Genomic DNA, 24,592 nt, shown 5'->3' with positions numbered 1-24,592 from the left:
TCTCAACTGTGATCATGCTGTCCATGATGCTCCGCACACACGCGCCACCACATCGACCCACAGGCTGATCTACCAGCGGCTTTAGGGGCGGCGGACGTCATACCGGGGTATGACCGTCAGTCACTCCTCCAGAACCCGCACCGGGTCAACGAGTCCGTTACTGAACGCGAAAAGCACCGCGTGGACCCGGTCCCGCGAGTCTGTCTTCGCCAGGATCCTGCCGACGTGCGTTTTCACCGTCGGCAGGGAGACGAACAGGCGCCGGGCGATTTCCGGGTTGGAGTACCCCCGTGCGACCAGGACGAGGATCTCCAGTTCACGCGGAGTCAACGGGTCGGGAAGGTCCAGTGCCGCAGCCGCCGCGGCGGTGTCAGCGCCGGAACCGGCACCCGGGGGTGTCTGCGGCGTCGCAGCGGCAACCTGCTCACCCGTCCCCACCCCTCCCCTGACCTGCCGCAGCAGACGCGCGGTGGCCTTCGGGGAGATCACGGCCTCCGCCTCTCCGACCGTCCGGACGGCGTCGATGAGTTCCTCGGGATCGGCGTCCTTCAACAGGAAACCGCTGGCACCGGCGGTGATCGATCCCATCACGTACTCGTCGTTGTCGAACGTGGTCAGCACGACCACTCTGGTGGGCTCCCCCGACGGTCCGGTAATACCGGAGTCGACGATCTTCCTGGTGGCGGCGATACCGTCGAGCTCGGGCATCTGGACATCCATGAGGATCATGTCGACCGGGTGCGACATGGCCGAAGTGACCGCCTCCGCGCCGTCGACGGCCTGCCAGACCACGGTGATGTCCGGCTGAGAGTCCAGCACCATGCCGAACCCGGCGCGTACCAGCTGCTGGTCGTCAGCCAGTCCGACCGTGATGGTCGATGTTGAGCTTGTCTCGTCCATGGTCTCCCTGTCCTCGGTGTGTGCCGGCGTGTACCGGCGTCCTGTCAGATACTGAGTACGACGTCGACCCGCCAGCCGCCGACGTACATCTCCGACGCGCCCCATTCTGCCGTGCCTCCGTGGATCCGGGCACGTTCCCGCAGCCCGACCAGCCCCTGCCCCCTACCGTCGTCCGAGTCATCGGAGTCGATGAAGCCGTTGCCGGGGGCGTTGTCCACCGTGACGCGGAGCTTTCCGGGCACATTCCAGTCCAGGACCACCCGGGCCCGGGTGGGGCCGGCATGTTTCAGGACGTTCGTCAGGCACTCCTGGACAGTCCGGTACACCGTCAGACCGACAGCGACGTCGACCGGGCCCTCGGTGCCGAGTACCTCGTAGTCGACGGACAGGCCGGACCGCCGGGCGTCTTCGACCAGCCCCGCCACCCCGGACACGCCGGGCGGTGCGCTGGTGTCCCGGCTGGCGTCGGACGTACCACCGCCGTTGCGGTCACTGCGCAGCACGCTGAGCAGCTGTCGCATCTGCGCCAGCGCGTCCCGGCCGGTGCTGCTGATCGTGTCAAGCGCCTCGATGGCTTTCGAGGGGTCCTGCCGCCCGGCATAGCGTCCACCGTCGGCCTGTGCGATCACCGCGGTCAGTGAGTGGGCGACAATGTCGTGCATCTCCCGGGCGATCCGGGTCCGTTCGGCGACTGCGGCGAGCTCCACCCGCGCGGCGAGGGACTCCATCCGTTCGTACTGGCGACGTGTCGTCATCCCCAGCTGCCAGAACAGGCCGATCGAGATCACCGCGAGCAGTCCCAGGATCGCGCCCATCACCACGAGCTGGGCGTCCGGCGGAGTGTACGGTTCCCCGGCAGGATCCACAGCCGTCGTCGAGGCACCCCACGCCCACCCGGACCCCGACATGATGCTGACCGTGACGACAGTGGCGACCGACCCCGCGGTCAACAGTGCCAGCCACAAGCCCCTGCGACGCCGGACGTACGCCGAGATGAACCATGCCTCGTAACACACCACGAGGTAGGCCAGAATGTAAATCCCGGAGAGACTCCCCGCTGCGGCGAAAAGCCCCACGGCGACGACGGTCAACCCGGTCTCCGCACGCCAGCGTTGGATCAGCAGTCCGGCGAAAACCAGGGTGTAGCCACCGACGAGAACCCACGAGGGGATAACAGGCCCGAAGGAGAAGGCGTTACCCGCGTCCATGGCTCCGAACAGGAAGAACACGGCGGACTGGATCACCAGCTGCAGCCAGAACCCCCGGTCGCGCCAGAAAGGCCCCGACTGCGCCTGCGGCGCGCGCGATAATGCTGGTTGTTCCATCACAGCCCCAGATCCTACGGCAGTCGCCACCTGCGACGGATCGACCTGCGGTATGATTCCCCACCATGGCAGACGTCGAATTCTCGCATGTGGACATCCGGTACCCGGGTGCGGACTCCCCCACCGTCCCCGACCTCAACCTCAGTATCGGCGACGGCGAGTTCCTCGTCCTCGTCGGTCCGTCCGGCTGCGGTAAGTCGACCATCCTACGGTCCCTGGCGGGCCTGGAGCCGACGAGCGCGGGAACGGTCACCATCGGGGGACGCGACGTCACCGGTGTCGAACCCGGCGACCGGGACATCGCCATGGTGTTCCAGGACTACGCCCTGTACCCCCACATGTCGGTGCGGGAGAACATGGGCTTCGCTCTGTCGATCGCCAAGCGTCCGAAAACGGAGATCGCCGATCGGGTCCAACGCGCCGCCGAGCTTCTCGACCTGGGCGACTACCTCGACAGGAAGCCCAAGGACCTCTCCGGTGGCCAGCGACAGCGGGTGGCGATGGGCCGTGCGATCGTCCGCGAGCCGCAGGTCTTCCTCATGGACGAGCCCCTGTCGAATCTCGACGCCAAACTGCGGGTGCAGACCCGCGCCCAGATCGTGAAGCTGCAGCACGATCTCGGGGTGACCACGGTGTACGTCACCCACGACCAGGTCGAGGCGATGACGATGGGCGACCGGGTCGCCGTCCTGCGGGACGGTCGGCTCCAGCAGGTCGACACCCCGCAGAAGCTCTACAACGAGCCGGTCAATGCCTTTGTCGCCGGTTTCATCGGCTCGCCGGCGATGAATCTGCTCGATCTGCCCGCCGGTGCCGACGTCCTGGAGGGCCTGGGTGTCCGTCGTCCGGAGGGTGTGGACGGTGCCCTGCTGGTGGGGGTGCGTCCCGAGCATCTCGTGGTCGACGACGCAGACACCGGTCTGCGTGGCACCGTCTCGCTGGTCGAGGAACTCGGGGCCGACTCGAACGTCTACGCCGAGACCGGGGCAGGCCAGGTCACCGCGAAATCTCAGGCAGTGGGCCAGGACCTCCCGCCCATCGGGGGGAGCGTCTCCGTCACCCTCACCGCCCAGGCTCGGGTGCACTTCTTCGATGCGGTGTCCGGTCAACGGGTGAACTGACACCCCCGATCTCCCCCGGATCAGCTCTGCAGATACTACACTCAACCGAAGAACCCGCCGGGCGGCGACAACCAGTCCGCCATGGTGTGGTGACGTTTCATTGTTGAGTTCCGTCGGCAGCGTTCCTTAGCTTTCCTGCGGAGCCGTACCTACGCAGAAAGGTTCGGGCCATGGCCAACCTCTCAAAGAAGATCCTGGCCGGTGTCTCGGCCGTCGGACTCAGTGCAGCACTGGTGTCCTGTTCCTCCGACGACAGTGATGACGGGGGCAACGGGGGCGGCGGCACCGACGGCCGTGGACCCATCACCTTCGCCATGGGTAAGAACGACACAGGAAAACTGCGTCCGATCATCGACAAGTGGAACGAGGAGAATCCGGACGAGGAGGTCTCCCTGCAGGAACTCGCCGGCGAAGCCGGCGACCAGCGGGACACCCTGGTCCGGGGACTTCAGGCGGGGTCCTCGGACATCGACGTGATGGCGATGGATGTCGTCTGGACCGCACAGTTCGCCGCAAACGGCTGGATCGCACCTCTGGAGGGCGACCTGGAGGTCGACACCTCCGGGCTGCTGGACGCCACCGTGGAGTCCGCCACATACCAGGACACCCTCTACGGGCTGCCGCAGAACACCAACGCCCAGCTGCTCTACCGCAACACCGACATGGCACCCGAGGCCCCGGAGAACTGGGACGACGTCATCTCGACCTGCGAAGACGTCACCGCAGACAACAATGACTGCCTCATCACCCAGCTCAAACAGGTCGAGGCACTCACGATCAACACAGGTAACTTCATGGACGGCTGGGGAGGCGGCATCCTCGACGCCGACGGTGAGGTCACCGTGACCTCGGACGAGTCCCGCGAGGGCCTCCAGGCCCTGGTCGACGCCTACGAGGACGGCACCATCTCCCGCTCCTCCACCGGCGCGACCGAGGAAGAGACGAACCTCAGCTTCACCCAGGGCCAGAACGCCATGGCGGTCAACTGGCCGTACATGTACGGCGAGGCCGAGGCCGAGGGGTCCGCCGTCGCCGGCAAGGTCGAGGTGCAGCCGCTCGTCGGCAAGGACGGTGTCGGTGTCTCCACTCTCGGCGGCTACAACAACGGCATCAACGTCAACTCGGAGAACAAGGCCACCGCCCTGGACTTCATGCAGTTCATCATCAACGAGGAGAACCAGCGATCCTTCGCGGAGGCGTCTTTCCCGCCGGTGCTCGCGTCCATCTACGATGACGAATCGCTGATCGAGGAGTTCCCCTACCTCCCCGCACTGAAGGAGTCCCTGGAGAACGCGAAGCCCCGTGCCGCCTCACCGAACTACGACGAGCTTTCCAAGGCCGTCCAGGACAACGCCTACGCCGCCATCACCGGTGGCAAGAGCGTCGAGGACGCCACCAGTGACATGGAGTCCGCCATCGCGAACGTGACCGGCTAGTACCGACTGGTCCCGACTCCACCGACAGTCACGCCCGGTACCGTCGTCCGACGACGGTATACCGGGCGTCCTGTTTTACCGATAAGGTTCACTCTGTGACTTCCGCTACCCCCCAGAAGAAACGTGATCTGCGTGCCCTGTGGTTCGTCGGCCCCAGCCTGGCCCTGCTCGCCGTCGTCATCGGCTACCCGATCCTGCGTGCGGTCTACCTCTCCTTCCAGGCCGACCGGCACCTCGACCCGGACACGGGGATGTTCGTCGACGGCGGCTTCGCCGGCCTCGACCACTACCTGTACTGGCTGACACAACGCTGCCTGTCCCCCACCGGGGAAGCGACCACCTGCGCACCGGGCAACCTGGCCACGGACTTCTGGCCCGCCCTGTGGATCACCCTGTTCTTCGTGGTCGTCACCGTCGCCCTGGAGACCGCCCTCGGCCTGTGGATGGCGATCACCATGTCGAAGAGTTTCTGGGGGCGCAGCCTGCTGCGCGCAGCCGTCCTCATCCCCTGGGCGATTCCCACGGCCGTGACAGCGAAGCTGTGGCAGTTCATCTTCGCGCCGGACGGGATCATCAATTCGCTGTTCGGCCTCGACATCGCCTGGACGACGGACCCCTGGGCTGCCCGGTTCGCGGTGATCATCGCCGACGTGTGGAAAACGGCGCCGTTCATGGCACTGCTGATCCTCGCCGGACTGCAGATGGTGCCCGGAGGCGTCTACGAGGCGGCACGGGTGGACGGCGCGTCCCGGTGGCAGCAGTTCACCCGGATCACCCTGCCTCTGATCAAACCCGCGCTGATGGTCGCCGTGCTGTTCCGCACACTCGACGCGCTGCGGATGTACGATCTCCCGGTCATCATGATCAGTGAATCGACAAACTCCCCGACGGCGGTGATCAGCCAGCTGGTGATCGCCGACACGAAATCCGGCAACTTCAACTCCGCCTCCGCCGTGTCGACCCTGATCTTCCTGCTGATATTCGGTATCGCCTTCGTCATGGTGAAGTTCCTCGGCGCCGACGTCGCCGGGACGCAGAATATGCCGCGCTCGGCGAGACCCCGGAGATTCCGGAGACGCCGCGCTCCTTCCGATACCCCCGGCGCCGACTCTGAACAGTCCGCCGGCCAGACCACTGTCCAGACCCCAGAAGTAACGCCGGAGGCCACCCGATGATGAAGGTCATCCGCAACTACCTGCCCGTGATCATCATCCTGATCTGGGCGCTCGCACCGTTCTACTGGATGGTGGTCACCGCGTTCCGCGACAAGGCCTACACCTTCTCCACGAACCCTGTGCCCAGCCACCTCACCCTCGACAACTTCAAGGACGCGCTGGCCACCGACGCCGGAAACAACTTCCTGCGCGCCATCGGCAACAGCCTGATCATCGGTGCAGCGACCACCGCCATCGCGCTGGTTGTCGGCGTGTTCACCGCCTACGCCCTGGCACGTGTCGACTTCCGCGGCAAGGGCTTCGTCACCGGCATCATCCTCGCCGCCTCCATGTTCCCCGGAATCGCACTGGTGACGCCGCTGTTCCAGCTGTTCACCAACATCGGGTGGATCGGCACCTACCAGGCACTGATCATCCCGAACATCTCCTTCGTCCTGCCACTGACCGTCTACACGCTGACCTCCTTCTTCCGGGAACTGCCCTGGAAGCTTGAGGAGGCTGCCCGCGTGGACGGTGCTTCGCGTGGCCTGGCGTTCCGGAAGGTCATTCTGCCGTTGGCTGCGCCTGCCCTGTTCACCACGGCTATCCTCGCGTTCATCGCCACGTGGAACGAGTTCATGCTCGCCAAGCAGCTCTCCACCACCTCCACCGAGCCCGTCACCGTGGCGATAGCCCGGTTCACCGGCGCGAGCGCCTTCCAGTTCCCGTACGCGGCGACGATGGCCGCCGGTGCACTGGTCACCGTCCCGCTGGTGATCATGGTGCTGGTGTTCCAGCGGCGCATCGTCTCCGGCCTGACCGCCGGTGGCGTGAAGTGACCAGGCAGACCCCCGATCGCCGCGACAACCCCGACCACTCCGAATACCGCCGACGGCGGACCGTCCTGGAGGCGATCCTGGGGTTCCTGTCGTTCTTCACCGTCCTGGCGCTCGTGCAGGCCGTGTGGAACGTGCTCCAGGACGACCCCGCGGTGTGGCCCTCATTGCTGCTGCTCGCACTGCTGCTTGCGACGTGGGCCGTCTGGCGGCGGTGGCGCCGCTACGACTGAGGCGACCGGGATCACGCCCTCCCGAGCACGCGGTGGATCATCAGGGCCACGTATTCACGCAGGTACGCCGCCGGCAGGGACGGTTTCGGTGTCGGCGCCCCCAGCACCACCGCATCGAAGGGACGGCCGTTGGCACCCCGTTCCTCCCGGAGCATCGCGACGATGCGTTCGGTACGCATCACGTGGAAATCCGAGGTGCACACCACGATGAAGGGGCCCTCAACCCCCTGTCCGGCAAGCAGGTCAAGACTGAAATGCAGGTTCTCCGTCGTGTCGGTGGCCTCACGCTCCTCCAGGACCACATCCCGGGGGAAGCCGCGTCCCGCGATGTAGTGGTGCATCGCCTCCGCTTCAGTACAGGGCTCGTCATCACCACACCCACCGGAGACGATGAGCGGCGCGGTCGTCGTCGGGTCCGCCTGCTGCAGGTGCCGCCAGGCGGCGGCGCCGCGGTCGCAACGGCATGCGAGCAGGGCGCTGACCTTGTCCGCGGCCAATCCCGCCCCCAGGACCACGACGGCGTCCGCCTCCTGCGGCGCAGGTCGGTGGCGTCCCCGACGGACCTGAAGGAGGAAGACGACCATCGTGCCCACCGCGACGAGCCACAGGATCACGCCCAGAACACCGAGGACCGTGAGGACGATGAGGGCGTCATTCACCCCGACACCCCAGCTCCGCCAGGCACTCCAGGCAGCCAGGGCCAGCACGGCGCTACCCAGCCCCAGGGTCAGCATCATCGCCGCGGCGACGACGGTGCTCAGGTGGACCCAGCCACGTCCGTCCACACCGGGAAGCGCGTCCCCCATCCACCGGGCGACGACCCAGCCGACACCGGCCACCACCAGTTGTGAGAACCCCCACGCCAGCCACACCGGAAGCGGGAACCCGCCCCCGTGCGCGGCGACGATGAGCCACGTCCACAGGAGTTCGGCGACCAGCAGCACCATCAGTCCGTTGCCGCGCCACCGTGAGCGTGACTTCACACTCCACGCCGTCGCCGCGACGGCAACGGCCACGAGAAGCGTGACGAGCAGGATCCCCGACATCCCCAGGTTCCTCCCCGGTCCCTACTCGCCCATCAACTGCTGCTTCAGACGGTGGTCCTTCTCCAGAACCTCATCACGCATACGGTCCTGGTACGCCACCATGCCCTCGAGAAGCCGGGGGTCAGCCACACCGAGCATCCGGACAGCGAGCAACCCGGCGTTCTTCGCCCCGTCGATGGAGACCGTCGCAGTGGGGACACCGGCCGGCATCTGCACGATCGACAGCAGCGAGTCCAACCCGTCCAGGTTCTTCAGCGCCCGGGGAATACCGATGACCGGCAGCGGGGTGGCGGCAGCGACCATACCCGGCAGGTGCGCGGCACCCCCGGCACAGGCGATGATCACCTTGACCCCGGTGGTGTGCGCTGCACGGGCGTAGTCCAGCATCCGCTCGGGGGTGCGGTGCGCCGACACCACGCCGATCTCCATGGGAACGCCGAACTCCGCCAGAACCTGCGCCGCAGGTTCCACGGTCGGCCAGTCGGAGTCCGACCCCATCACGATGCCGACCAGGGGCGTGCGCCCCTGCCCTGCGTCCTGACCGGTGTTCTGCCCTGTGCTGTTCTCTGCGCTGCTCTCGGTAGTCACGCGGGTAACTCTACCCGCCCGGGAGACTCAGGCGTCCGTCCAGCGCGCCGTCACCAGGAAGTCCGACGCCAGGCGGGCATCACGACACAGAGCCTCCACCGCGTCCGGCGTCGCCTCCCTGCCCAACGGCAGCGACATGTTCACGTGACCGATCTTGCGGCGCGGACGCCAGTCCTTGCCGTACAGGTGGATCTTCGCCTCGGGGAACCGCCGCCACACCTCGTCCATACGCCGGTGCATCGGCATCTCCGGGTCCGCGGTGTCGTCGCCGAGGACGTTGGCCATCACGGTCGTGGCCGTCAACGCAGCCGTCGCCCCCAGCGGCCGGTCCAGGACCGCCCGCAGGTGCTGCTCGAACTGGCTGGTCACACATCCGTCCTGGGTCCAGTGGCCGGTATTGTGCGGACGCATCGCCAGTTCGTTGACGATGATCTCCGGCTGGCCGGCCTCATCGACGGTCTCGAAGAGCTCGACGGCGAGAACGCCGGTGACGCCCAGCTCCGCGGCCACCTGACGGGCGAGCTCATGTGCCTGGTCGACGACGCGCCGTTGTCCCTCCGACTCCGCCGGCGCCGGGGACACGGCGAGGTAGCAGATCCCGTCGGCCTGCACCGATTCCACGACCGGCCAGGACGCGATCTCCCCGGAGGGCGTCCTGGCCACCATGGCGGACAGTTCGCGCACCAGGTGCACCTTCTTCTCCGCCATCAACGGCACGCCCTCGGCGAGGAGGTCCTCGACCAGCGCGGCAAGATCCTCACGCGACTCCGGGAACCACACCCCCTTACCGTCGTAGCCGCCCCGACGCGCCTTGAGGCACACCGCGCCGTCGGTGGCGTCCCAGAATCCGGTGGCGTCCGCCACGGTCCCCACGGCGAGGAACGGGGGTACCGGTGCGCCGATCTCCCTCATCCGCTGACGCATCACCAGCTTGTCCTGGGCATTGATCAACGCGGACGGCTGCGGCTGCACGTTCACGCCGTCGGCGATGAGGCCTTCGAGATAGTCGTTGGGTACATGCTCGTGGTCGAAGGTCACCGCGTCCGCCCCCGTGGACACCTGGCGGACGACGCTCTCGTCGGTGTACTCACCCAGCCAGATGTCTGCGGTGGCCTGGGCCGCCGAGGCACCGGTCGATCCGGCGAGCAGCCGGACGGTGAGGCCGAGCTCGATACCCGCCTGCTGCATCATGCGGGCCAACTGCCCGTCACCGATGACGGTGACCAGCGGCATGTCCGGCGAGTGCGCCTCCGGCCGGGCATGTGATCGGTCCAGCGGTTCTTCCGGGGTCTTCTGCGCGTCAGTCACGGTGCTTCAGTATAGCGGCCGTGGCAGGTGCACCGGGATGTGGGAATGAACCAGACGGGCGAAACGCTTGGCGTAGGGCACGTCCCGCAGTACCAGCGGCCGACCACCGCCACGGAGGAACACCCGGACCTCGGACTTGTGCACGCGGACGTCCACGATCTGCGCCAACGGCACCTCGCCGATGTGACTGCGCATGTGTCCGGTGGCGGTGATCAGGCGGGAATCCGTGAGTATCATCCGGCTCCGGGTCCGGAACAGCAGGTGTCGCAGGCACCTGCGCCAGCTCAACCACACCCATGCCACCAGGACGATCCTGCGCCCCCACACCGCCGCGGTGGCGGTGCCGGTGTCCGATTCACCGACCAGCCGGGGCACGTCGGCGATGTTGTCCGGCACGTACCCGACCCAGGTGGTGGCGAGGCTGCCCAGGTACGAGTCGAGCAACCCGACCGCGAGCCAGACCACGCCGGTGATCACCACGAGTTCCAGGACCGGGAACAGGGTGCTGCGCCGCGAGGGACTGAGTTCGGCGAGGACCTCCTCATCCGGGGCGAAATTTATCTTCGGCACGACAGAGACCTTAGTTCCTCAGTTCCTCTGGTCCGTGGCGGGCGCCGGCCGCAGGTGGACGACATCACCGGCGGTGACCGTCCGCCGCTCACCGGCCGTCGTCCCGATGACCAGTCCCCCCTGACCGTCAAGGTCGACGGCGGTGCCGGTGAGCTCTTCCCCACCCGGGAGCTCGGCGCGGACCCGTGTGCCGAGTGTGGCCGACAACTCCCGGTAGCGACGACGCAGGTTCTCCAGGGCCGCACCGCCACGACGCCACGCCTCGTCGACGTCGGCGATCCACGACAGCTCGCTGGCGGCCAGTGCCTCCCGGTCGTGCACCGACGCCAGGGTGGCCCCCTGGTCGGTCAGCGAGGTGCCTGCCTCCACACCTGCCTCGGCGAACTCGTCGGCGGTGATCGACGCATTCAACCCGACCCCTACGACGACAGCCACCGGGTCAAGGCTCACCGCTTCAACGAGGATGCCGGCGAGCTTCCGGTAGCCGTGGGGAGTCTCGTCCGGCCCGCTGTCCCTGACGATGACGTCGTTGGGCCACTTCAGCCGGGCGTCCACCCCGACAGCACGGGCTGTTTCGGCCACTGCCACGCCGATCAGCAGCGGAAGCTCCCCGAACCGTTCAGTCGGGACGTCCTGCACCGCCGGGCGGAGCAGCACACTCATGATCACCTGGGCTCCGGCCGGGGCCGACCACCGGCGTCCCAGCCTGCCCCGCGCCGTCACCTGTTCCTCCGCCACGACCACGGTGCGGTCGGCGAGCCCCGGGTCGGCACGGAACGCGTCCACCAGGTCGGCGTTGGTCGACCCCGTCGTGCCGACGACGGTGACGGGCCCGACACGGCCGTCCCTGTCCTGGATGAGGGTGGAGAGACGGGAGGCGTCGAGCGGGGCACGGGAGTCGGTCGGGGAGTCGGTCATGGCCACAAGGATAACGCCCACACGCGCACGGGCGACCTGTATGGCGACGCCCGCACCGTTTCCTCCTAGACTGTAGGCCATGACTTCACCCACCCCCGCCCCCCGCCAGGTCGACACGTCTACCACCGCAGGGAAACTCGAGGACCTCCGGATCCGTCTCGAGGAGACGTCGGCACCGGTCGGCGAGGAAGCTGTCAGCGCCGTCCACGAGGCCGGCCGGCTCACCGCCCGCGAACGGGTCGAGCACCTCCTCGACGAGGGCTCGTTCGTCGAGATCGATGCACTGGCGCGCCACCGCGCCAATGCCTACGGCATGGACCGGTCCCGCCCGGTGTCCGACGGTGTCGTCACCGGTTACGGCACCGTCGACGGCCGCCAGGTCTGCATCTTCTCCCAGGACGGCACCGTGTTCGACGGCACCGTGGGTGAGGTGCACGCCGAGAAACTCGTGAAGGTCATGGAGCTCGCCCTGCGTTCGGGTGTGCCCCTGGTGGGCGTGCACGACTCGACCGGTGCACGGGTGAAGGAGGGCGTGGTGTCCCTGGGGATGGCCGCACGCCTGTACCGCCTGCGCACCCGGATGTCCGGGGTCGTCCCGCAGATCTCTGTGATCGCCGGGCCGACGGCCGGTACCGAGGCCCACCAGCCGGTCCTCGCCGACGTCGTCGTCATGGTGGACGGAACCTCCTCGCTCTACCTGACCGACCCTGAGATCACCCGACGGGTGGTCGGTGAGGACGTCACCGCCGACGACCTGGGCTCGGCGGCGACGCACGCCGCAGTCACAGGCACCTCGCACCACACCGCCACAGACGACCGCGCTGCACTGGACTTCGTGCAGACGCTGCTCGGCCAGCTCCCGTCCAACAACCGCTCGACGGTGCCGTTCAGCGAGGGTACGGACGGTAATTCTGCCGACTCCGCCGCGCAGCTGGACTCCGTGATCCCCGACTCCCCGTTGGCCGGGTACGACGTCGCCGACGTGCTCGCCGGCATCGTGGATGCGGATTCCTTCCTCGAACTGCAGCCGGACTTCGCGGGCAACATCCTCACCGGGTTCGCCCGCGTCGGCGGGCGCGGTGTCGGTGTCGTCGCCAACCAGCCGATGGTCCTCGCGGGAGCGCTGGACGCCGCCGCGGCACAGAAGGCGGCCCGGTTCATCCGCACCTGCGACGCCTTCAACCTCCCGGTCGTGTTCGTCGTCGACTCCCCCGGCTTCATGCCCGGCGGAGACGAGGAACGCAACGGGCTGCTGCGCCGCTCCGCCTCCCTGCTGTACGCCGTGGCGGAGGCGAGCGTGGGCATCGTCACCGTGGTGACCCGCAAGGCGTACGGGACGTCCTACATCGCCCTGGGGTCCAAGAACATCGGTGCCGACCTCGTCTTCGCCTGGCCGAGCGCACAGATCTCCAACGCCGACGCCGAGAACACTGTCGCCGCCGTCCACGCCGATACGCTGGCGAAGGCGGAGCGTCGGAAGAAGGACGTCGCCGCCCTGACCGCCGAACTCACCGACGAGGTCGAGAAGAACCTCGTCAATCCCTACGCCGCCGCCGAGCGCGGCTACGTCGACGCCGTCATCCCCCCGTCCCGGACCCGTGCCCAGGTGATCGACGGTCTCGGGCTGCTGGAACGCAAGGTCGTCGACTCCCCCGCCCGCAAACACGGCAACCTGCCGCTGTAGAGGAGTCTCCATGACTGTTCCCGACACCACTCCCTTCACCGTCCTCAAGGGACGGCCCGACGAGGCCGAGACCGAGGCCATCGGACGTGCACTCGCCGTCCTCCTCGCCGAGGCCGCCGACGCTGCGAGCTCGTCCGCCGGCGCCGACCCCCGCGAAATCAACCGGATGCGTGCCCGGACCAGCTCCCGCGGGACCTGGGGCACACCCGCCGAGCAGCTGGCCGGGCGCCGGAACGCCACCGGCACCTTCAACCCGACGGGCTTCCGTGTCTGAGCCGCACCGCTCCCCTGCTGCCCGCGTGATCCTGGCGTCATCGTCCCCCTCGCGACTGTCCGTGTTGCGTTCAGCCGGGATTGAGCCGGAGATCCTCGTGCCTGGTGTCGACGAGGATGCGGCCACCGCCGAGCTGCGCTCCCGGGTGTCCGACCCGACGCCGGCCGAGGTCGTCTGCCACCTGGCACAGACGAAATCTCAGGCCGTGCTCACCCAGTACAGCGACCGACTGGACTCCGGGTCGGCCTCCGGGTCGGCCTCCGGGTCGGCCTCCGGGTCGGCCTCCGGCACCGTCGTCATCGCGGCGGACTCCATGCTGCTGCTCGACGGCGAACTGCAGGGGAAACCCCTGACCGTGGAACGCACCGTCGAACGGTGGCGGCAACAGCGCGGCGCGGCGGCGACACTGATCACCGGCCACGCGGTGACCTTCCGCGGGGAGACCGTCACCGGGGCGAGTGACACCGTCGTACACTTCGCCGACGCCTCCGACCGCGACATCGAGGCCTACGCAGCGACCGGTGAGCCGCTCCAGTGCGCGGGCGCGTTCACTCTCGAGGCACTCGGTGGCTGGTTCATCGACCGGATCGAGGGTGACCCGTCCAGCGTGATCGGACTGTCCCTCCCCCTGGTACGGCGGACACTGGCAGGATTCGGGCTGGACGTCTCGGACTTCTGGAACCGGTAGGCGCGGGCGCCCCCACTACCGGCCCTGCGATTGAGTCCTCAGGTCACGTACACCCGAAGAATCTGACCTGAGGACTCAGGGTGACTCAGAGGACTCAGGGGGCCTCAGCGTTCCCGACCTCGGCCCACAGGGGCGGGATTGTCCACAGGGTCCTGGATCGCCTCGTCGCCGCCGCAGAGTTCCGGCCCATGTGTGAGTTGTGATGGTGCGGTGGACACCACCTGGAACACCCACCTCGACCGCGCGGACCGGGACGGCCGGATCCCAGCCGGGAACGGCCCGCTCTACACCCGCCGCGTCCTGCCTGCCGTCACTCCGATGACGCGGGGCAGCCTGCTCGAGCACGGGATGACCAGGACGATGCTGGCCCGTCACTTCACCACACTGACCAGGAGTGTCCTGATGCTCAGGCCCGGGCTTACCCCGGCAGACCTGGCAGAGGTGCCCCGCCCGGTCCCCGGCGCATCCGCCCTGCACCGGGCACTGCCGTACGGACGGGGCGACACGCCGGCCATGTTCCGGTTCGACGGCATCAGCCGCGCCCGGGGCCACTCACTCATCCACCCCGGTGCCGTCGTGAGCCACTGGCAGGCGCTGGGTCTGCACGGTGTTCCCCACTGGTCGGATTCCGCACCGGTGGTTCTCCTGTCGTCGGCGTCGAAGGTCCGCAACCGGTCCCATTCCGTCGCCGCCGGACAGCACCCCACTCTCCCGGTCTTCCGCGAGCTGCCTGGGGGGCTCGAGCCGGTGTTCCCGGACCCGCTGTTCCGGTCTCTACCGGTGGTCCCGGCATCGACGTCCGCCGCCCAGTGCCTGGCTACAGTGATGAACCGGTCCCACGGCTGGTGGACCCCGGATGTCCCGGGTTACCGACCGGAGGATGTCCGGGCGGTCCAGCTGCTTGACTCGTTGTGGCAGGCCACGCTACTCACCGAGGACGACGTGCTCTCCGCCTGCCGCGGGAAAGTCGACCGGCACCGACTGGAGACACTCATCGCCGTTTCCGACCACGGAGCCCAGTCGCCGCAGGAAACCATACTGCGTCTGGTTGTCGCTCCGCTGCTTCCGACAGGAGTCACCTGGACGTCCCAGGTCCGTGTCAGCCTCCGTGACCACGCGACGATCCTCGACCTTGCCTGCGAGGAGCTGCGTGTCGGTCTCTACTATGACGGCCGCCACCACGTCTCCAGCGAGCAACGGTTGACGGACTTCGAGCAGTACCAGGACCTCAGGGACGACGGGTGGGAGGTGGTGCGGGTCGACAGTGACCTGCTCAACCGGAAGCGGGCGAAGCTGCTGAGACAGGTCAGCTGTGCCATCAGCCGAGCCCAGGGCAGCGGAGCTGCGGTGTGATGCAGCTGTCGGTGGCGCCCCTTGAGTCCTCCGGTCGCGTACCACCCGGATTTCTGACCTGAACACTCAAACCGTGTGGATCAGCGGTCCCGTCCCATCCTGTACTGTGCGGTTTCACAGCTGTTTGCCTGACGATCGCGATTCACCGAGCCGTGGACGCTAGACTTCTTGTGACGACATGAAAGGCGGTGCCCTCACCCGTGGGAATCGAACTGGACCCCAGCCCGAATCTTCGGCAGTACGCCCACCCGGGCAAGCTCGTCACGAGCTCCTGGCTCGGCGCGAAGCTGGGTGGCCCCGGGTTGAAGGTGGTGGAGTCGGACTCCGACCCCATCCTCTACAACATCGGCCACCTCCCGACCGCCATCCGCATCGACCTCCACGAGGATCTCGGCGACCCGGTCACCCGGGACTTCCTCGACGGGGAAGGCTTCGCCCGCCTCATGGACGCCAAGGGGATCACCCGGGACGACACTGTGGTGCTGTACGGCGACGACTCGAACCTGTGGGCGAGCTACACCCTCTGGGTCTTCGAGCTCTTCGGCCACCCGGACGTCCGGCTGCTGGACGGCGGACGCGAGGCGTGGATGCAGGACGAGCGGGAGACCTCGTACGACGCCCCGCCGGAGCCCACCTCCGGGTACCCCGTGGTGGAACGCGACGACGTCTCCCACCGCATCTTCGTCGACGAGGTGCGCTCCCGGCACGATGCGTTGCAGCTGATCGACCTCCGTGACCCCGAGGACTTCATCGGTATCGGCATGCTGGAGCACGGCAGCCCGGCGGAAGGCAATGAGCCGGCCACCTACTCCGGCTACTCCGACGCCGTCACCCACATCCCGGTCTGCCGGAGCGGGCACATCCCCGGTGCGGTGAACATCCCGCAGCGGGCGACACTGCACCCGAACCACCGCTTCCGGACCCGCGAGGAACTCGACGAGGTGTTCTCCGCACTGGACGCCTCAGGTCCCACGGTGCCGTACTGCCATGCCGGGGAGCGCGCCGCCCACCTGTGGTTCGTCCTGCACCACCTGCTGGGTTGGGACGATGTCCGCTCCTACGACGGCTCGTGGGTGGAGTGGGGAAACATGGTCCGGATGCCGATCGCGACAGGTGCCTGAAACATTCCGTCTGTGACCGACGCTGGTTGACGTAGTAACGTCGTAGAGTCTTGTGTGAGTCATGTGTGTGACCCCATGTGTATGACCCGTTGTTGTGAGGAGTGAACGTGCCGGTAGAGACCCGGAAGTTGTCGAAGGTGCTGATCGCCAACCGTGGCGAGATCGCCGTCCGGGTGATCCGGGCTGCCCGGGATGAGGGCATCACCTCTGTCGCCGTGTACGCCGAACCGGACGCCGACGCACCGTTCGTGCGCATGGCCGACGAGGCGTTCGCACTCGGCGGTTCGACTCCGGCGGACTCCTACCTCGACATCGGCAAGGTCGTCGACGCCGCCGTACGCTCCGGTGCCGACGCCGTCCACCCCGGTTACGGCTTCCTCTCTGAGCGCGCCGACTTCGCTGCGGCGGTCGTGGAGGCGGGCCTGACCTGGATCGGCCCGTCGCCCAGTTCCATCGCGGAGCTCGGTGACAAGGTCACCGCGCGCCACTACGCCCAGAAGGTCGACGCCCCCATGGTGCCGGGCACCAGCGAACCGGTCGCCGACGCCGAGGAGATCATCGCCTTCGCCGGTGAGCACGGCCTACCGGTCGCCATCAAGGCCGCGTTCGGCGGCGGCGGTCGCGGCATGAAGGTCGCCCACACCGTCGAGGAGATCCCTGAACTCTTCGACTCCGCCACGCGTGAGGCCGAGAAGGCGTTCGGACGCGGCGAGTGCTTCGTGGAGCGCTACCTGGACCGCGCCCGGCACGTGGAGTGCCAGGTGTTGGCCGACGCCCACGGCAACTATGTCGTGGCGTCCACCCGCGACTGCTCGCTGCAACGCCGTTTCCAGAAGCTCGTCGAGGAGGCTCCCGCGCCGTTCCTCACCGCGGAGCAGGACGCACGCCTGCGCAGCTCCGCCAAGGACATTCTCCGCGCCGCCGGCTACCAGGGTGCCGGGACCGTGGAGTTCCTCATCGGTTCCGACGGTCTGATCTCCTTCCTGGAAGTCAACACCCGACTGCAGGTCGAGCACCCCGTGACTGAGGAGGTCGCCGGCTGGGACCTGGTGCGTGAGCAGTTCCGGATCGCCGAGGGGCGTGAACTCTCCCGGACCAGTGACCCGGAGTTGCGCGGCCACTCCATCGAGTTCCGTATCAACGGTGAGGACGCCGCAGCGAACTTCATGCCCGCCCCGGGTGCCCTGACCACCTACCGGGAGCCGTCGGGCCCGGGCGTCCGGGTGGATTCCGGGGTGGAACAGGGTGCCGTCATCGGCGGGCAGTTCGACTCGATGCTCGCCAAGCTCATCGTCACCGGGGATGACCGCGAGCAGGCACTGAGCCGTGCGCGCCGCGCCCTGGACGAGTACGTCGTCGAGGGGCTCCCCACGGTGATCCCCTTCCACCGGGCGGTGCTGGACGACCCCGCCTTCACCGGTGAGTCCCTGGACGTCTACACGCGGTGGATCGAGGAGGAGTGGGACAACCAGTTGGCTGCCGGGGTCCCGGATGCTGCGGAGGCCACGGAAGCCACAGAAGCCACAGAAGCCGTCCCTCCCCGCCGGATCACCGTCGAGGTCGACGGCCGTCGTGTCGAGGTCTCCGTCCCTGGCGACCTTGTCGGTACCGGTGGGCCCCGCCGGCGGGCACGCAAGAGCACGGGACGCCGGGAGGTCAAGGTCTCCGGCGACACATCCGTCGCGCCGATGCAGGGCACCGTGGTCACCGTCCTGGTCGAGGACGGGGTGGAAGTCGCCGAGGGTGACCAGCTGCTGGTCATCGAGGCGATGAAGATGGAGAACGCGGTGAAGGCCCACAAGGCCGGTACCGTGTGTGAACTCGGTGTGGCGGCCGGGGACGGTGTCACCAAGTCGCAGCCGTTGCTGAAGATCGTCTGATGGTCGACCGGTTCAGCGGTTTCTTCCGCTCCGGCCGTCCCGGGAAGCCGGGCGGACAGCGCCGGGGGTACGTCCTCTCGCTGGACCAGGGCACGACGTCCACCCGTGCCATCGTCTTCGACGCGGCAGGGGCGGTCCACACCGTCAGCCAGCTGGAGCACCGGCAGATCTTCCCGAAACCCGGCTGGGTCGAACACGACCCGGAGGAGATCCGCCTCAACGCCCGCAGAGTCATCGCCGACGCGGTAGCACGGGCCGACATCGGCACCGAGGACCTCGCCGCGCTGGGCATCACCAACCAGCGTGAGACGACCGTGATCTGGGACCGGGAGACCGGTGAGCCCGTGTACAACGCGATCGTCTGGCAGGACAACCGCACCGGCGACTTCTGCTCCCGTCTGGACGCGGAGCACGGCGACCTTTTCCGCGAGCGGACCGGGCTGCCGGTGTCGACCTACTTCGCGGGGCCGAAGATACGCTGGATCCTCGACAACGTGGAGGGCGTCCGCGAGCGTGCTGAACGCGGTGAACTCGCCTTCGGCACGATGGACACCTGGATCATCTGGGAACTCACCCGCCGCTCACGGCGCAACTCCACCAACCGTCGTCACCGCGTCCGGCACATCACCGACGTCACCAACGCCTCGCGCACCATGCTCATGGACCTGCGGACCCAGAAGTGGGATCCGGAGCTCTGCGAGGCGATGGGCGTGCCGATGTCGCTGCTGCCCGAGATCGTCAGCTCCTCCGAACAGGTCGGGCGGGTGCAGCGCTCCGGGCCGGTGAACGGCGTCACCATCGCGGGGATCCTCGGCGACCAGCAGGCCGCCACCTTCGGCCAGGCCTGCACCGAGCCGGGTGAGGCGAAGTGCACCTACGGCACCGGTAACTTCCTGCTCATGAACACCGGCACGAACCTGGAGACGTCCTCCCACGGTCTGCTCAGCACGGTGGCCTACCGGCTCGGCAACCAGCCCACGGTGTTCGCCCTCGAAGGGTCGGTCGCCGTGACGGGGTCGTTGATCCAGTGGCTGCGCGACAACCTCGGTCTCATCTCGTCCTCCTCCGAGGTCGAGGGCCTGGCGCGCAGTGTCGACGACAACGGCGGATGTGTCGTGGTTCCGGCGTTCTCCGGCCTGCTGGCACCACGCTGGGCACCGGACGCGCGTGGCGTGGTCGCCGGGCTGACCCGGTACGTCACCAAGGCGCACATCGCCCGTGCCGCCCTGGAGGCGACCGCTTTCCAGACCCGTGAGGTCGTCGACGCGATGAACGCGGACTCCGGCGTTCCGCTGACACACCTGCGTGCCGACGGTGGCATGGTCGTGAACTCCCTGCTGATGCAGTTCCAGTCCGACCAGCTCGGAGTCCCGGTCACTGTACCGAAGATCACCGAGACCACGGCATTGGGTGCGGCCTACGCCGCCGGCCTGGCGACGGGATTCTTCGAGGACGTCGAGGAGATCCGGCGGCTGTGGCAGGAGGAGCACTCCTACACCCCGGATGTCTCGGCGTCGGAACGCGACGAGGCCTACGCCCTGTGGAACAAGGCCGTCGAACGGACCCTCGGTTGGGCGTAGGGCCCCTGCTCTACACTGGTGCACATGTCCCGTGACCCCCGCGACCCCGCCGTCCGCATCGGCGACGCCGACCGCGAAGCCGCGTTGTCCGTCCTCGCCGTCCATTTCGCGGACGGACGTATCACCCTGACCGAGTACGACGAGCGGTGCAAGGACGCCGCAGCGGCACAGACGCGGCAGGAACTGGACGTCCTCTTCCACGACCTGCCGGCACTGCCCAACCAACCCGGCCCGCCCGGTCAGCCGGTCTCACCGGGCACGGATGTCTCCGTCTACTCCGCCGGAGAGCTCGCCGAACAGCACCGGCGCGGATCACGGCCGCGGGCCGGGATCATGGGCCTGACCACGCTCGGCGCCGTCGGCGGGGCTATCGCGTTCCAGGGCAGTGCTGCCGCGGCACTGGTCCTGTTGCTCATCCCGGCGATGGCGGTGCTGCTCTACGTGCTGAAGATCGGCCCGGAGTCCTGGCACACCCCCAGCCCGGAGGCGTTGGAGCGCGCCCGGGTACGCCGGCTACGCCGCGAGCACCAGCTGGCGTTGGAGGAGCAGCAGCATTCCCAGCAACTCGCGCTGGAGGAACAGAAGGCCCGCCGTAAACTGCGCACCTCCGAGATGACCGGCGAGGCCATGGACATCGCACAACGCGCGATGAAAGGGGCCGTCGGCAGGTTCGGCAAGGACGGCAGAAACGGGAAAGACAGCAGGGGCGGCAGCGACAGCTAGTCGGTGAAACTACCGCGCCCGGGGCGCGCGGGGCGTCCGAAGCGGGCGAACTGGTCCACCACGCCGGCGAACATCCGGATGCCCACCGGGAGACAGGCCTCGTCGAGCACGATATTCGGCTGGTGCAGGTCCGGCTTCTCACCCGAGCCGGTCCAGGCACCCAGCCGTGCCATGGCGCCGGGGACATGCTCGAGGTACCAGCTGAAGTCCTCCCCTCCTGAGGACTGCGGCGCCTCCTGCAGGGCATGCGGGTCGACGTCCTTCACCGCCTGCGCCATGATGGCGGTGCAGGCGTCGTCGTTGGTGACCGGCGGGACGCCCTTGGTGTAGCGGATTTCCGCGGTGGCGCCGGTCGGTGCCAGGATCTGCTCGACGAGCCGTGGGAACACGGTGTCCAGCTCACGCCATACTGTGGGACTCCCGGTCCGCAGCGTCCCCAGCAGGGTGGCTTCCTGGGGAATGGCGTTGAACGCCGACCCGCCGCTGACGGCGCCGAACGTCAGCACCGTGCCGGTGCGCGGGTCGACCCGGCGCGAGAGCAGGCCCGGCAGTTGGGTGATCAACAGCCCGACGGCGTAGATCACGTCAGCCGTGAGATGTGGGCGGCTCGTGTGCCCACCGGGTCCACGCACGATGAGCTCGACGACGTCGGTCGCCGAGGTGATCGCGCCGGTGCGCACCCCGATCTGCCCGGCGCGCAGTTTCGGCTCCGCGTGCACGGCGAAGATGTGGCTGACACCGTCCAACGCCCCGGCGCGGATGACATCGGTCGCCCCGCCGTCGAGGACCTCCTCGGCAGGCTGGAAGATGCACCGCACCTGCTGGTCGAGCCCGTGTTCCCGGTCGTACTCGGCGAGTGCGCAGGCCAGGCCGAGCACCACGGTGGTGTGGATGTCGTGGCCACAGGCGTGCATCACGCCGGGTGTGCGCGACGCGAATTCCAGGCCGGTGACCTCGGTGAGGGGCAGGGCGTCGATGTCGGCGCGGAAGGCGATGGCCGGGGCATCCGTCCCTCCCCCGATGTCGACGGTGACCCCCGTCCCCGGCAGACGACGTGGCGAGAGCCCCGCCTCCGTCAGTTTCTCGACGATGAACTGCGTGGTCCCGGTCTCCTGGTGGGACAGCTCCGGGTGGGAGTGCAGGTGGCGCCGCCAGCCGATCACCGTGTCGTGGTTGTCGACGGTCCAGGCGGCGACGGCGTCGACCACCGGGACAGAGTCGGCGGAACCAAGAGTGCTCACTGAAGCGGTGCTCCTTAGCGAAGATAAACAGACGGGGCCCGAAAAGCCATTCCCGGCCATCTTAGTCACGCCACCCCCGTACGCCTATCGCGGGGCGTACCCGAACCCCGGTGGTGCATCCCGTCCTATGCTGGTCCCATGGTTGATTCAGTGGTTGATTCAGTGGCCCCTCCAGACATGTCCGCCTCCGGCACCGCTGCTGTCGCCGCCGACGCCGCCGCCGAACTCGCCCGGCGGACCGGCCGTGACGCCCATGACGTCGCCGTCGTCCTCGGTTCCGGGTGGCGTCCTGCGGCGGACGTGCTGTGCGGTGCGGAAGGTTCCGGTGACCGTGACGGTGATGCCGGCATGATCGAGTTCCCCATGTCGGACCTGCCCGGGTTCCTGCCCCCGACCGCGGAGGGCCACGGCGGCACCGTCCGCAGCCTGGAGATCAACGGGCTCCGGGTCCTCGTCCTGCTGGGCCGGACCCACGGTTACGAAGGGCATCCGGTGTGGCGGACGGTGCACGCGGTGCGGACCGCGGCGGCCGCCGGCGTGCGGCGGCTCGTCCTGACCAATGCCGCAGGCGGTCTCGCTGACGGCATGACGGTCGGTGAGCCGGTGCTGATCAGCGACCACCTCAACATGACCGGACGTACACCCCTGGTCGGCGCTGACTTCGTCAACCTGGTGGACGCCTACTCCCCGGGCCTGCGTTCGCTGATGCAGGAGCTGCGTCCGGGCATGCGGGAAGCGGTGTACGCGATGATGCCGGGACCGCAGTACGAGACACCGGCGGAGATCGGGATGCTGCGCACCCTCGGTGCCGGGTTGGTCGGCATGTCCACGGTGTACGAGACCATCGCCGCGCGGGCCGAGGGTGTCGAGGTTCTGGGGCTCTCGCTGGTGACGAACCTGGCCGCCGGGATCACCGGCGAGGCGCTGAACCACGAGGAGGTGCTGGCGGCCGGGGCGGCGTCCGCCACCGAGGTGGGCTCGTTGCTGAGGACGTTGACGGAGAAACTCGGCGACGCCGACGGACGGACGGAGGTCAGCCGGTGACCGCGCAGCTGAGGTTCGGGACCGCCGGTCTGCGCGCGCCCGTGGGGCCGGGGCCGGACCGGATGAACGTGTCGACGGTGACCCGCGCGACCGGAGGCGTCGCCGCATGGTTGCGGGCCCGCCACACCGGTGACGCGCCGGTGAGCGTCGCCGTCGGGTACGACTCGCGGTACGGTTCCCACGCCATGGCGCGTGCGGCGGCCGAAACATTCGCGGGTGCGGGGTTCGACGTGACCCTGATCGCCCATCCGGCTCCGACACCGGTCATCGCCTGGGCCGTGAAACACCGTGGCCTGGATGCCGGTGTCCAGATCACCGCCAGCCACAACCCCAAGGAAGACAACGGCTACAAACTCTTCCTCGCCGGAGGATCCCAGCTGGTCAGCCCGGCTGACCGCGAGATCGAGGAACTGATCGACCAGCAGCCGGAGGCGCCGGACATCCCGCGCTCCACCACCGTGTCCCTCGATCTCGGCGCGGTGGACGGGTACGTCTCCGCCGTGGCCGCACCGTTGTCCTCCGGCGACGGGCAGGTGCTGGCGGCACGGCGTGACCTCACCGTGCTCTACACTGCGCTGCACGGCGTGGGCGGCAGCACCCTGGAGGAGGCGTTCCGGCGGGCCGGCTTCCACCGCCCCGAGACGGTCGTCCCCCAACGCTGGCCGGACCCGGAGTTCCCCACCGTGGGTTTCCCGAACCCCGAGGAACCCGGAACCTGTGACCTGCTGTTGTCACAGGCCGGTGCAGCCGCACTCGATGACCGTCCTGACCTGCTGATCGCCCTGGACCCGGACGCCGACCGGTGCATGATCGGCATTCCCGATGCCGACGCGGACTCCGGGTTCCGGATGCTGCGTGGCGACGAGACCGGCCCACTGCTCGCCCAGCGGGCCGTCGACCTCCGCTCCCACGGCGACGGACCGGCATCCGTCGTCGCCACCACCGTGGTGTCCTCCAGCCTGCTGGGGCGGATCGCCGCGGCCCGCGGGTGGGACTTCCGGGAGACGATGACCGGTTTCAAGAACCTCGCCCGCGCGGCCGACGACGCCCCGGGCGAGCTGACCTACGCCTACGAGGAGGCGATCGGCACCTGCCCCTTCCCCCAGATCGTGGCGGACAAGGACGGCTTCGCGACCGCACTGCTCGCAGCGACCTGGGCGGCCGAGCTCAAGGCGGGCGGCTCCTCCCTGCAGGACGAACTCGACCACCTGGACAAGGAGTTCGGCCCGGTGCGCACCACCCAGGTCCCGGTGCGCTGCGACTCCACCTCCGCGGCCGCACGGCTGGTGGCCGACTGGGCCCAGTCGCCCCCGGCGGCGCTCGCCTCCGGGCAGCCGGTGACCACCGGCCCGCTCGACGGGGAGGATCCGACCTCCGGTGTCCGGCTGACCTGGACCACCGGTGAGGGAACTTCCGTTCCTGAGCTGGCCTGCCGCGTGATCGCCCGCACGTCGGGGACGGAACCGAAGGCGAAGTTCTACCTCCAGGTCGCCGGGGACCCCGGCACCGACGTCGGCGATGTTGAGTCAGCGCTGGAGAGTCTCGCCGCCGCCGTCCGGGGGTGAACAG

At 68.3% G+C, this 24,592-nt stretch carries 23 protein-coding genes; 15 read left to right on the top strand and 8 right to left on the bottom strand.

Annotation, left to right across the window (positions count from 1 at the left end):
• Positions 1-120: 120 nt before the first annotated feature.
• On the bottom strand, positions 121-900 hold the full coding sequence (locus FS507_RS12770) for a response regulator (RefSeq protein WP_145943160.1): 780 nt from the start codon (positions 898-900) through the stop codon (positions 121-123).
• A 44-nt stretch (positions 901-944) separates the two neighbouring features.
• Positions 945-2,108: a sensor histidine kinase gene (locus tag FS507_RS12765; protein ID WP_440130359.1), complete on the bottom strand. Its 1,164-nt coding sequence runs from the start codon at positions 2,106-2,108 to the stop codon at positions 945-947.
• A 182-nt stretch (positions 2,109-2,290) separates the two neighbouring features.
• Between FS507_RS12765 and FS507_RS12760 the strand changes: the two genes are divergently transcribed.
• From FS507_RS12760 to FS507_RS12740, 5 genes are all read left to right on the top strand, one after another.
• Positions 2,291-3,346: an ABC transporter ATP-binding protein gene (locus FS507_RS12760; protein ID WP_145943159.1), complete on the top strand. Its 1,056-nt coding sequence runs from the start codon at positions 2,291-2,293 to the stop codon at positions 3,344-3,346.
• Between the two features lie 170 nt (positions 3,347-3,516).
• Complete coding sequence (locus FS507_RS12755) at positions 3,517-4,782, top strand: ABC transporter substrate-binding protein (RefSeq protein ID WP_145943158.1); 1,266 nt, start codon at positions 3,517-3,519, stop codon at positions 4,780-4,782.
• 128 nt (positions 4,783-4,910) lie between these two features.
• Positions 4,911-5,957, top strand: a complete 1,047-nt coding sequence (locus tag FS507_RS12750) for a carbohydrate ABC transporter permease (protein ID WP_440130358.1) — start codon at positions 4,911-4,913, stop codon at positions 5,955-5,957.
• The gene (locus FS507_RS12745) at positions 5,957-6,775 is read left to right on the top strand and encodes a carbohydrate ABC transporter permease (protein WP_145943178.1); all 819 of its coding nucleotides are present in this window, start codon (positions 5,957-5,959) and stop codon (positions 6,773-6,775) included. The genes FS507_RS12750 and FS507_RS12745 overlap by 1 nt, the downstream gene beginning before the upstream one ends.
• On the top strand, positions 6,772-7,005 hold the full coding sequence (locus tag FS507_RS12740) for a hypothetical protein (RefSeq protein ID WP_145943156.1): 234 nt from the start codon (positions 6,772-6,774) through the stop codon (positions 7,003-7,005). Before FS507_RS12745 ends, FS507_RS12740 begins: the two co-directional genes overlap by 4 nt.
• An 11-nt stretch (positions 7,006-7,016) precedes the next feature.
• Here the strand turns inward: FS507_RS12740 and FS507_RS12735 are convergent, their stop codons facing one another.
• The 5 genes from FS507_RS12735 to FS507_RS12715 form a co-directional block, all read right to left on the bottom strand.
• Positions 7,017-8,051: a YdcF family protein gene (locus FS507_RS12735; RefSeq protein ID WP_145943155.1), complete on the bottom strand. Its 1,035-nt coding sequence runs from the start codon at positions 8,049-8,051 to the stop codon at positions 7,017-7,019.
• Between the two features lie 21 nt (positions 8,052-8,072).
• Positions 8,073-8,549 (bottom strand): 5-(carboxyamino)imidazole ribonucleotide mutase, encoded by a 477-nt coding sequence (gene purE / locus FS507_RS12730; RefSeq protein ID WP_145943177.1) that lies wholly within the window; start codon positions 8,547-8,549, stop codon positions 8,073-8,075.
• 117 nt (positions 8,550-8,666) lie between these two features.
• The gene (locus FS507_RS12725) at positions 8,667-9,947 is read right to left on the bottom strand and encodes a 5-(carboxyamino)imidazole ribonucleotide synthase (RefSeq protein WP_145943154.1); all 1,281 of its coding nucleotides are present in this window, start codon (positions 9,945-9,947) and stop codon (positions 8,667-8,669) included.
• A gap of 6 nt (positions 9,948-9,953) precedes the next feature.
• Positions 9,954-10,517, bottom strand: a complete 564-nt coding sequence (locus tag FS507_RS12720; RefSeq protein WP_075811139.1) for a hypothetical protein — start codon at positions 10,515-10,517, stop codon at positions 9,954-9,956.
• Positions 10,518-10,535: 18 nt separating this feature from the next.
• Positions 10,536-11,435 carry a biotin--[acetyl-CoA-carboxylase] ligase gene (locus tag FS507_RS12715; RefSeq protein WP_145943153.1) on the bottom strand — a complete coding sequence of 300 codons (900 nt, stop codon included), beginning with the start codon at positions 11,433-11,435 and terminating at the stop codon, positions 10,536-10,538.
• A 79-nt stretch (positions 11,436-11,514) separates the two neighbouring features.
• On the opposite strand from FS507_RS12715, the gene FS507_RS12710 reads away from it, so the two are divergent.
• The 8 genes from FS507_RS12710 (at position 11,515) to FS507_RS12675 (ending at position 20,738) form a co-directional block, all read left to right on the top strand.
• Complete coding sequence (locus FS507_RS12710; protein WP_145943152.1) at positions 11,515-13,119, top strand: acyl-CoA carboxylase subunit beta; 1,605 nt, start codon at positions 11,515-11,517, stop codon at positions 13,117-13,119.
• Between the two features lie 10 nt (positions 13,120-13,129).
• On the top strand, positions 13,130-13,393 hold the full coding sequence (locus tag FS507_RS12705; RefSeq protein ID WP_145943151.1) for a hypothetical protein: 264 nt from the start codon (positions 13,130-13,132) through the stop codon (positions 13,391-13,393).
• Positions 13,386-14,081, top strand: coding sequence for a Maf family protein (locus tag FS507_RS12700; RefSeq protein ID WP_145943150.1), 696 nt, complete (start codon positions 13,386-13,388; stop codon positions 14,079-14,081). The genes FS507_RS12705 and FS507_RS12700 overlap by 8 nt, the downstream gene beginning before the upstream one ends.
• Positions 14,082-14,291: 210 nt before the next feature.
• Positions 14,292-15,434, top strand: coding sequence for a hypothetical protein (locus tag FS507_RS12695; protein ID WP_145943149.1), 1,143 nt, complete (start codon positions 14,292-14,294; stop codon positions 15,432-15,434).
• 200 nt (positions 15,435-15,634) lie between these two features.
• Entirely contained in the window at positions 15,635-16,555 is a 921-nt protein-coding gene (locus FS507_RS12690) for a sulfurtransferase (RefSeq protein ID WP_145943148.1), read from the top strand.
• Between the two features lie 107 nt (positions 16,556-16,662).
• Positions 16,663-18,435, top strand: coding sequence for an acetyl/propionyl/methylcrotonyl-CoA carboxylase subunit alpha (locus FS507_RS12685; protein ID WP_145943147.1), 1,773 nt, complete (start codon positions 16,663-16,665; stop codon positions 18,433-18,435).
• The gene (glpK, locus tag FS507_RS12680) at positions 18,435-20,015 is read left to right on the top strand and encodes a glycerol kinase GlpK (protein ID WP_145943146.1); all 1,581 of its coding nucleotides are present in this window, start codon (positions 18,435-18,437) and stop codon (positions 20,013-20,015) included. The genes FS507_RS12685 and glpK overlap by 1 nt, the downstream gene beginning before the upstream one ends.
• Before the next feature lie 24 nt (positions 20,016-20,039).
• Positions 20,040-20,738 carry a DUF1707 SHOCT-like domain-containing protein gene (locus tag FS507_RS12675; RefSeq protein WP_145943145.1) on the top strand — a complete coding sequence of 233 codons (699 nt, stop codon included), beginning with the start codon at positions 20,040-20,042 and terminating at the stop codon, positions 20,736-20,738.
• Here the strand turns inward: FS507_RS12675 and FS507_RS12670 are convergent.
• Positions 20,735-21,979: an amidohydrolase gene (locus FS507_RS12670; protein ID WP_440130356.1), complete on the bottom strand. Its 1,245-nt coding sequence runs from the start codon at positions 21,977-21,979 to the stop codon at positions 20,735-20,737. The two genes, FS507_RS12675 and FS507_RS12670, sit on opposite strands and share 4 nt — an antisense overlap.
• Before the next feature lie 177 nt (positions 21,980-22,156).
• On the opposite strand from FS507_RS12670, the gene FS507_RS12665 reads away from it, so the two are divergent.
• Positions 22,157-23,023, top strand: a complete 867-nt coding sequence (locus FS507_RS12665; RefSeq protein WP_145943176.1) for a purine-nucleoside phosphorylase — start codon at positions 22,157-22,159, stop codon at positions 23,021-23,023.
• Positions 23,020-24,588 (top strand): phospho-sugar mutase, encoded by a 1,569-nt coding sequence (locus FS507_RS12660; protein WP_313958076.1) that lies wholly within the window; start codon positions 23,020-23,022, stop codon positions 24,586-24,588. Before FS507_RS12665 ends, FS507_RS12660 begins: the two co-directional genes overlap by 4 nt.
• Positions 24,589-24,592: the final 4 nt, after the last annotated feature.

It is taken from the genome of Corynebacterium glyciniphilum AJ 3170, from assembly GCF_007673095.1.
Taxonomy (GTDB): Bacteria; Actinomycetota; Actinomycetes; order Mycobacteriales; family Mycobacteriaceae; genus Corynebacterium.
This window is presented reverse-complemented; position numbering and strand designations above follow the sequence as displayed.

Coding starts and splice junctions, on each gene's coding strand:
- FS507_RS12770 (WP_145943160.1), bottom strand. CDS start 900: ATGGACGAGACAAGCTCAACATCGACCATCACGGTCGGACTGGCTGAC.
- FS507_RS12765 (WP_440130359.1), bottom strand. CDS start 2,108: ATGGACGCGGGTAACGCCTTCTCCTTCGGGCCTGTTATCCCCTCGTGG.
- FS507_RS12760 (WP_145943159.1), top strand. CDS start 2,291: ATGGCAGACGTCGAATTCTCGCATGTGGACATCCGGTACCCGGGTGCG.
- FS507_RS12755 (WP_145943158.1), top strand. CDS start 3,517: ATGGCCAACCTCTCAAAGAAGATCCTGGCCGGTGTCTCGGCCGTCGGA.
- FS507_RS12745 (WP_145943178.1), top strand. CDS start 5,957: ATGAAGGTCATCCGCAACTACCTGCCCGTGATCATCATCCTGATCTGG.
- FS507_RS12735 (WP_145943155.1), bottom strand. CDS start 8,051: ATGTCGGGGATCCTGCTCGTCACGCTTCTCGTGGCCGTTGCCGTCGCG.
- purE (WP_145943177.1), bottom strand. CDS start 8,549: ATGGGGTCGGACTCCGACTGGCCGACCGTGGAACCTGCGGCGCAGGTT.
- FS507_RS12715 (WP_145943153.1), bottom strand. CDS start 11,435: ATGACCGACTCCCCGACCGACTCCCGTGCCCCGCTCGACGCCTCCCGT.
- FS507_RS12710 (WP_145943152.1), top strand. CDS start 11,515: ATGACTTCACCCACCCCCGCCCCCCGCCAGGTCGACACGTCTACCACC.
- FS507_RS12705 (WP_145943151.1), top strand. CDS start 13,130: ATGACTGTTCCCGACACCACTCCCTTCACCGTCCTCAAGGGACGGCCC.
- glpK (WP_145943146.1), top strand. CDS start 18,435: ATGGTCGACCGGTTCAGCGGTTTCTTCCGCTCCGGCCGTCCCGGGAAG.
- FS507_RS12675 (WP_145943145.1), top strand. CDS start 20,040: ATGTCCCGTGACCCCCGCGACCCCGCCGTCCGCATCGGCGACGCCGAC.
- FS507_RS12665 (WP_145943176.1), top strand. CDS start 22,157: ATGTCCGCCTCCGGCACCGCTGCTGTCGCCGCCGACGCCGCCGCCGAA.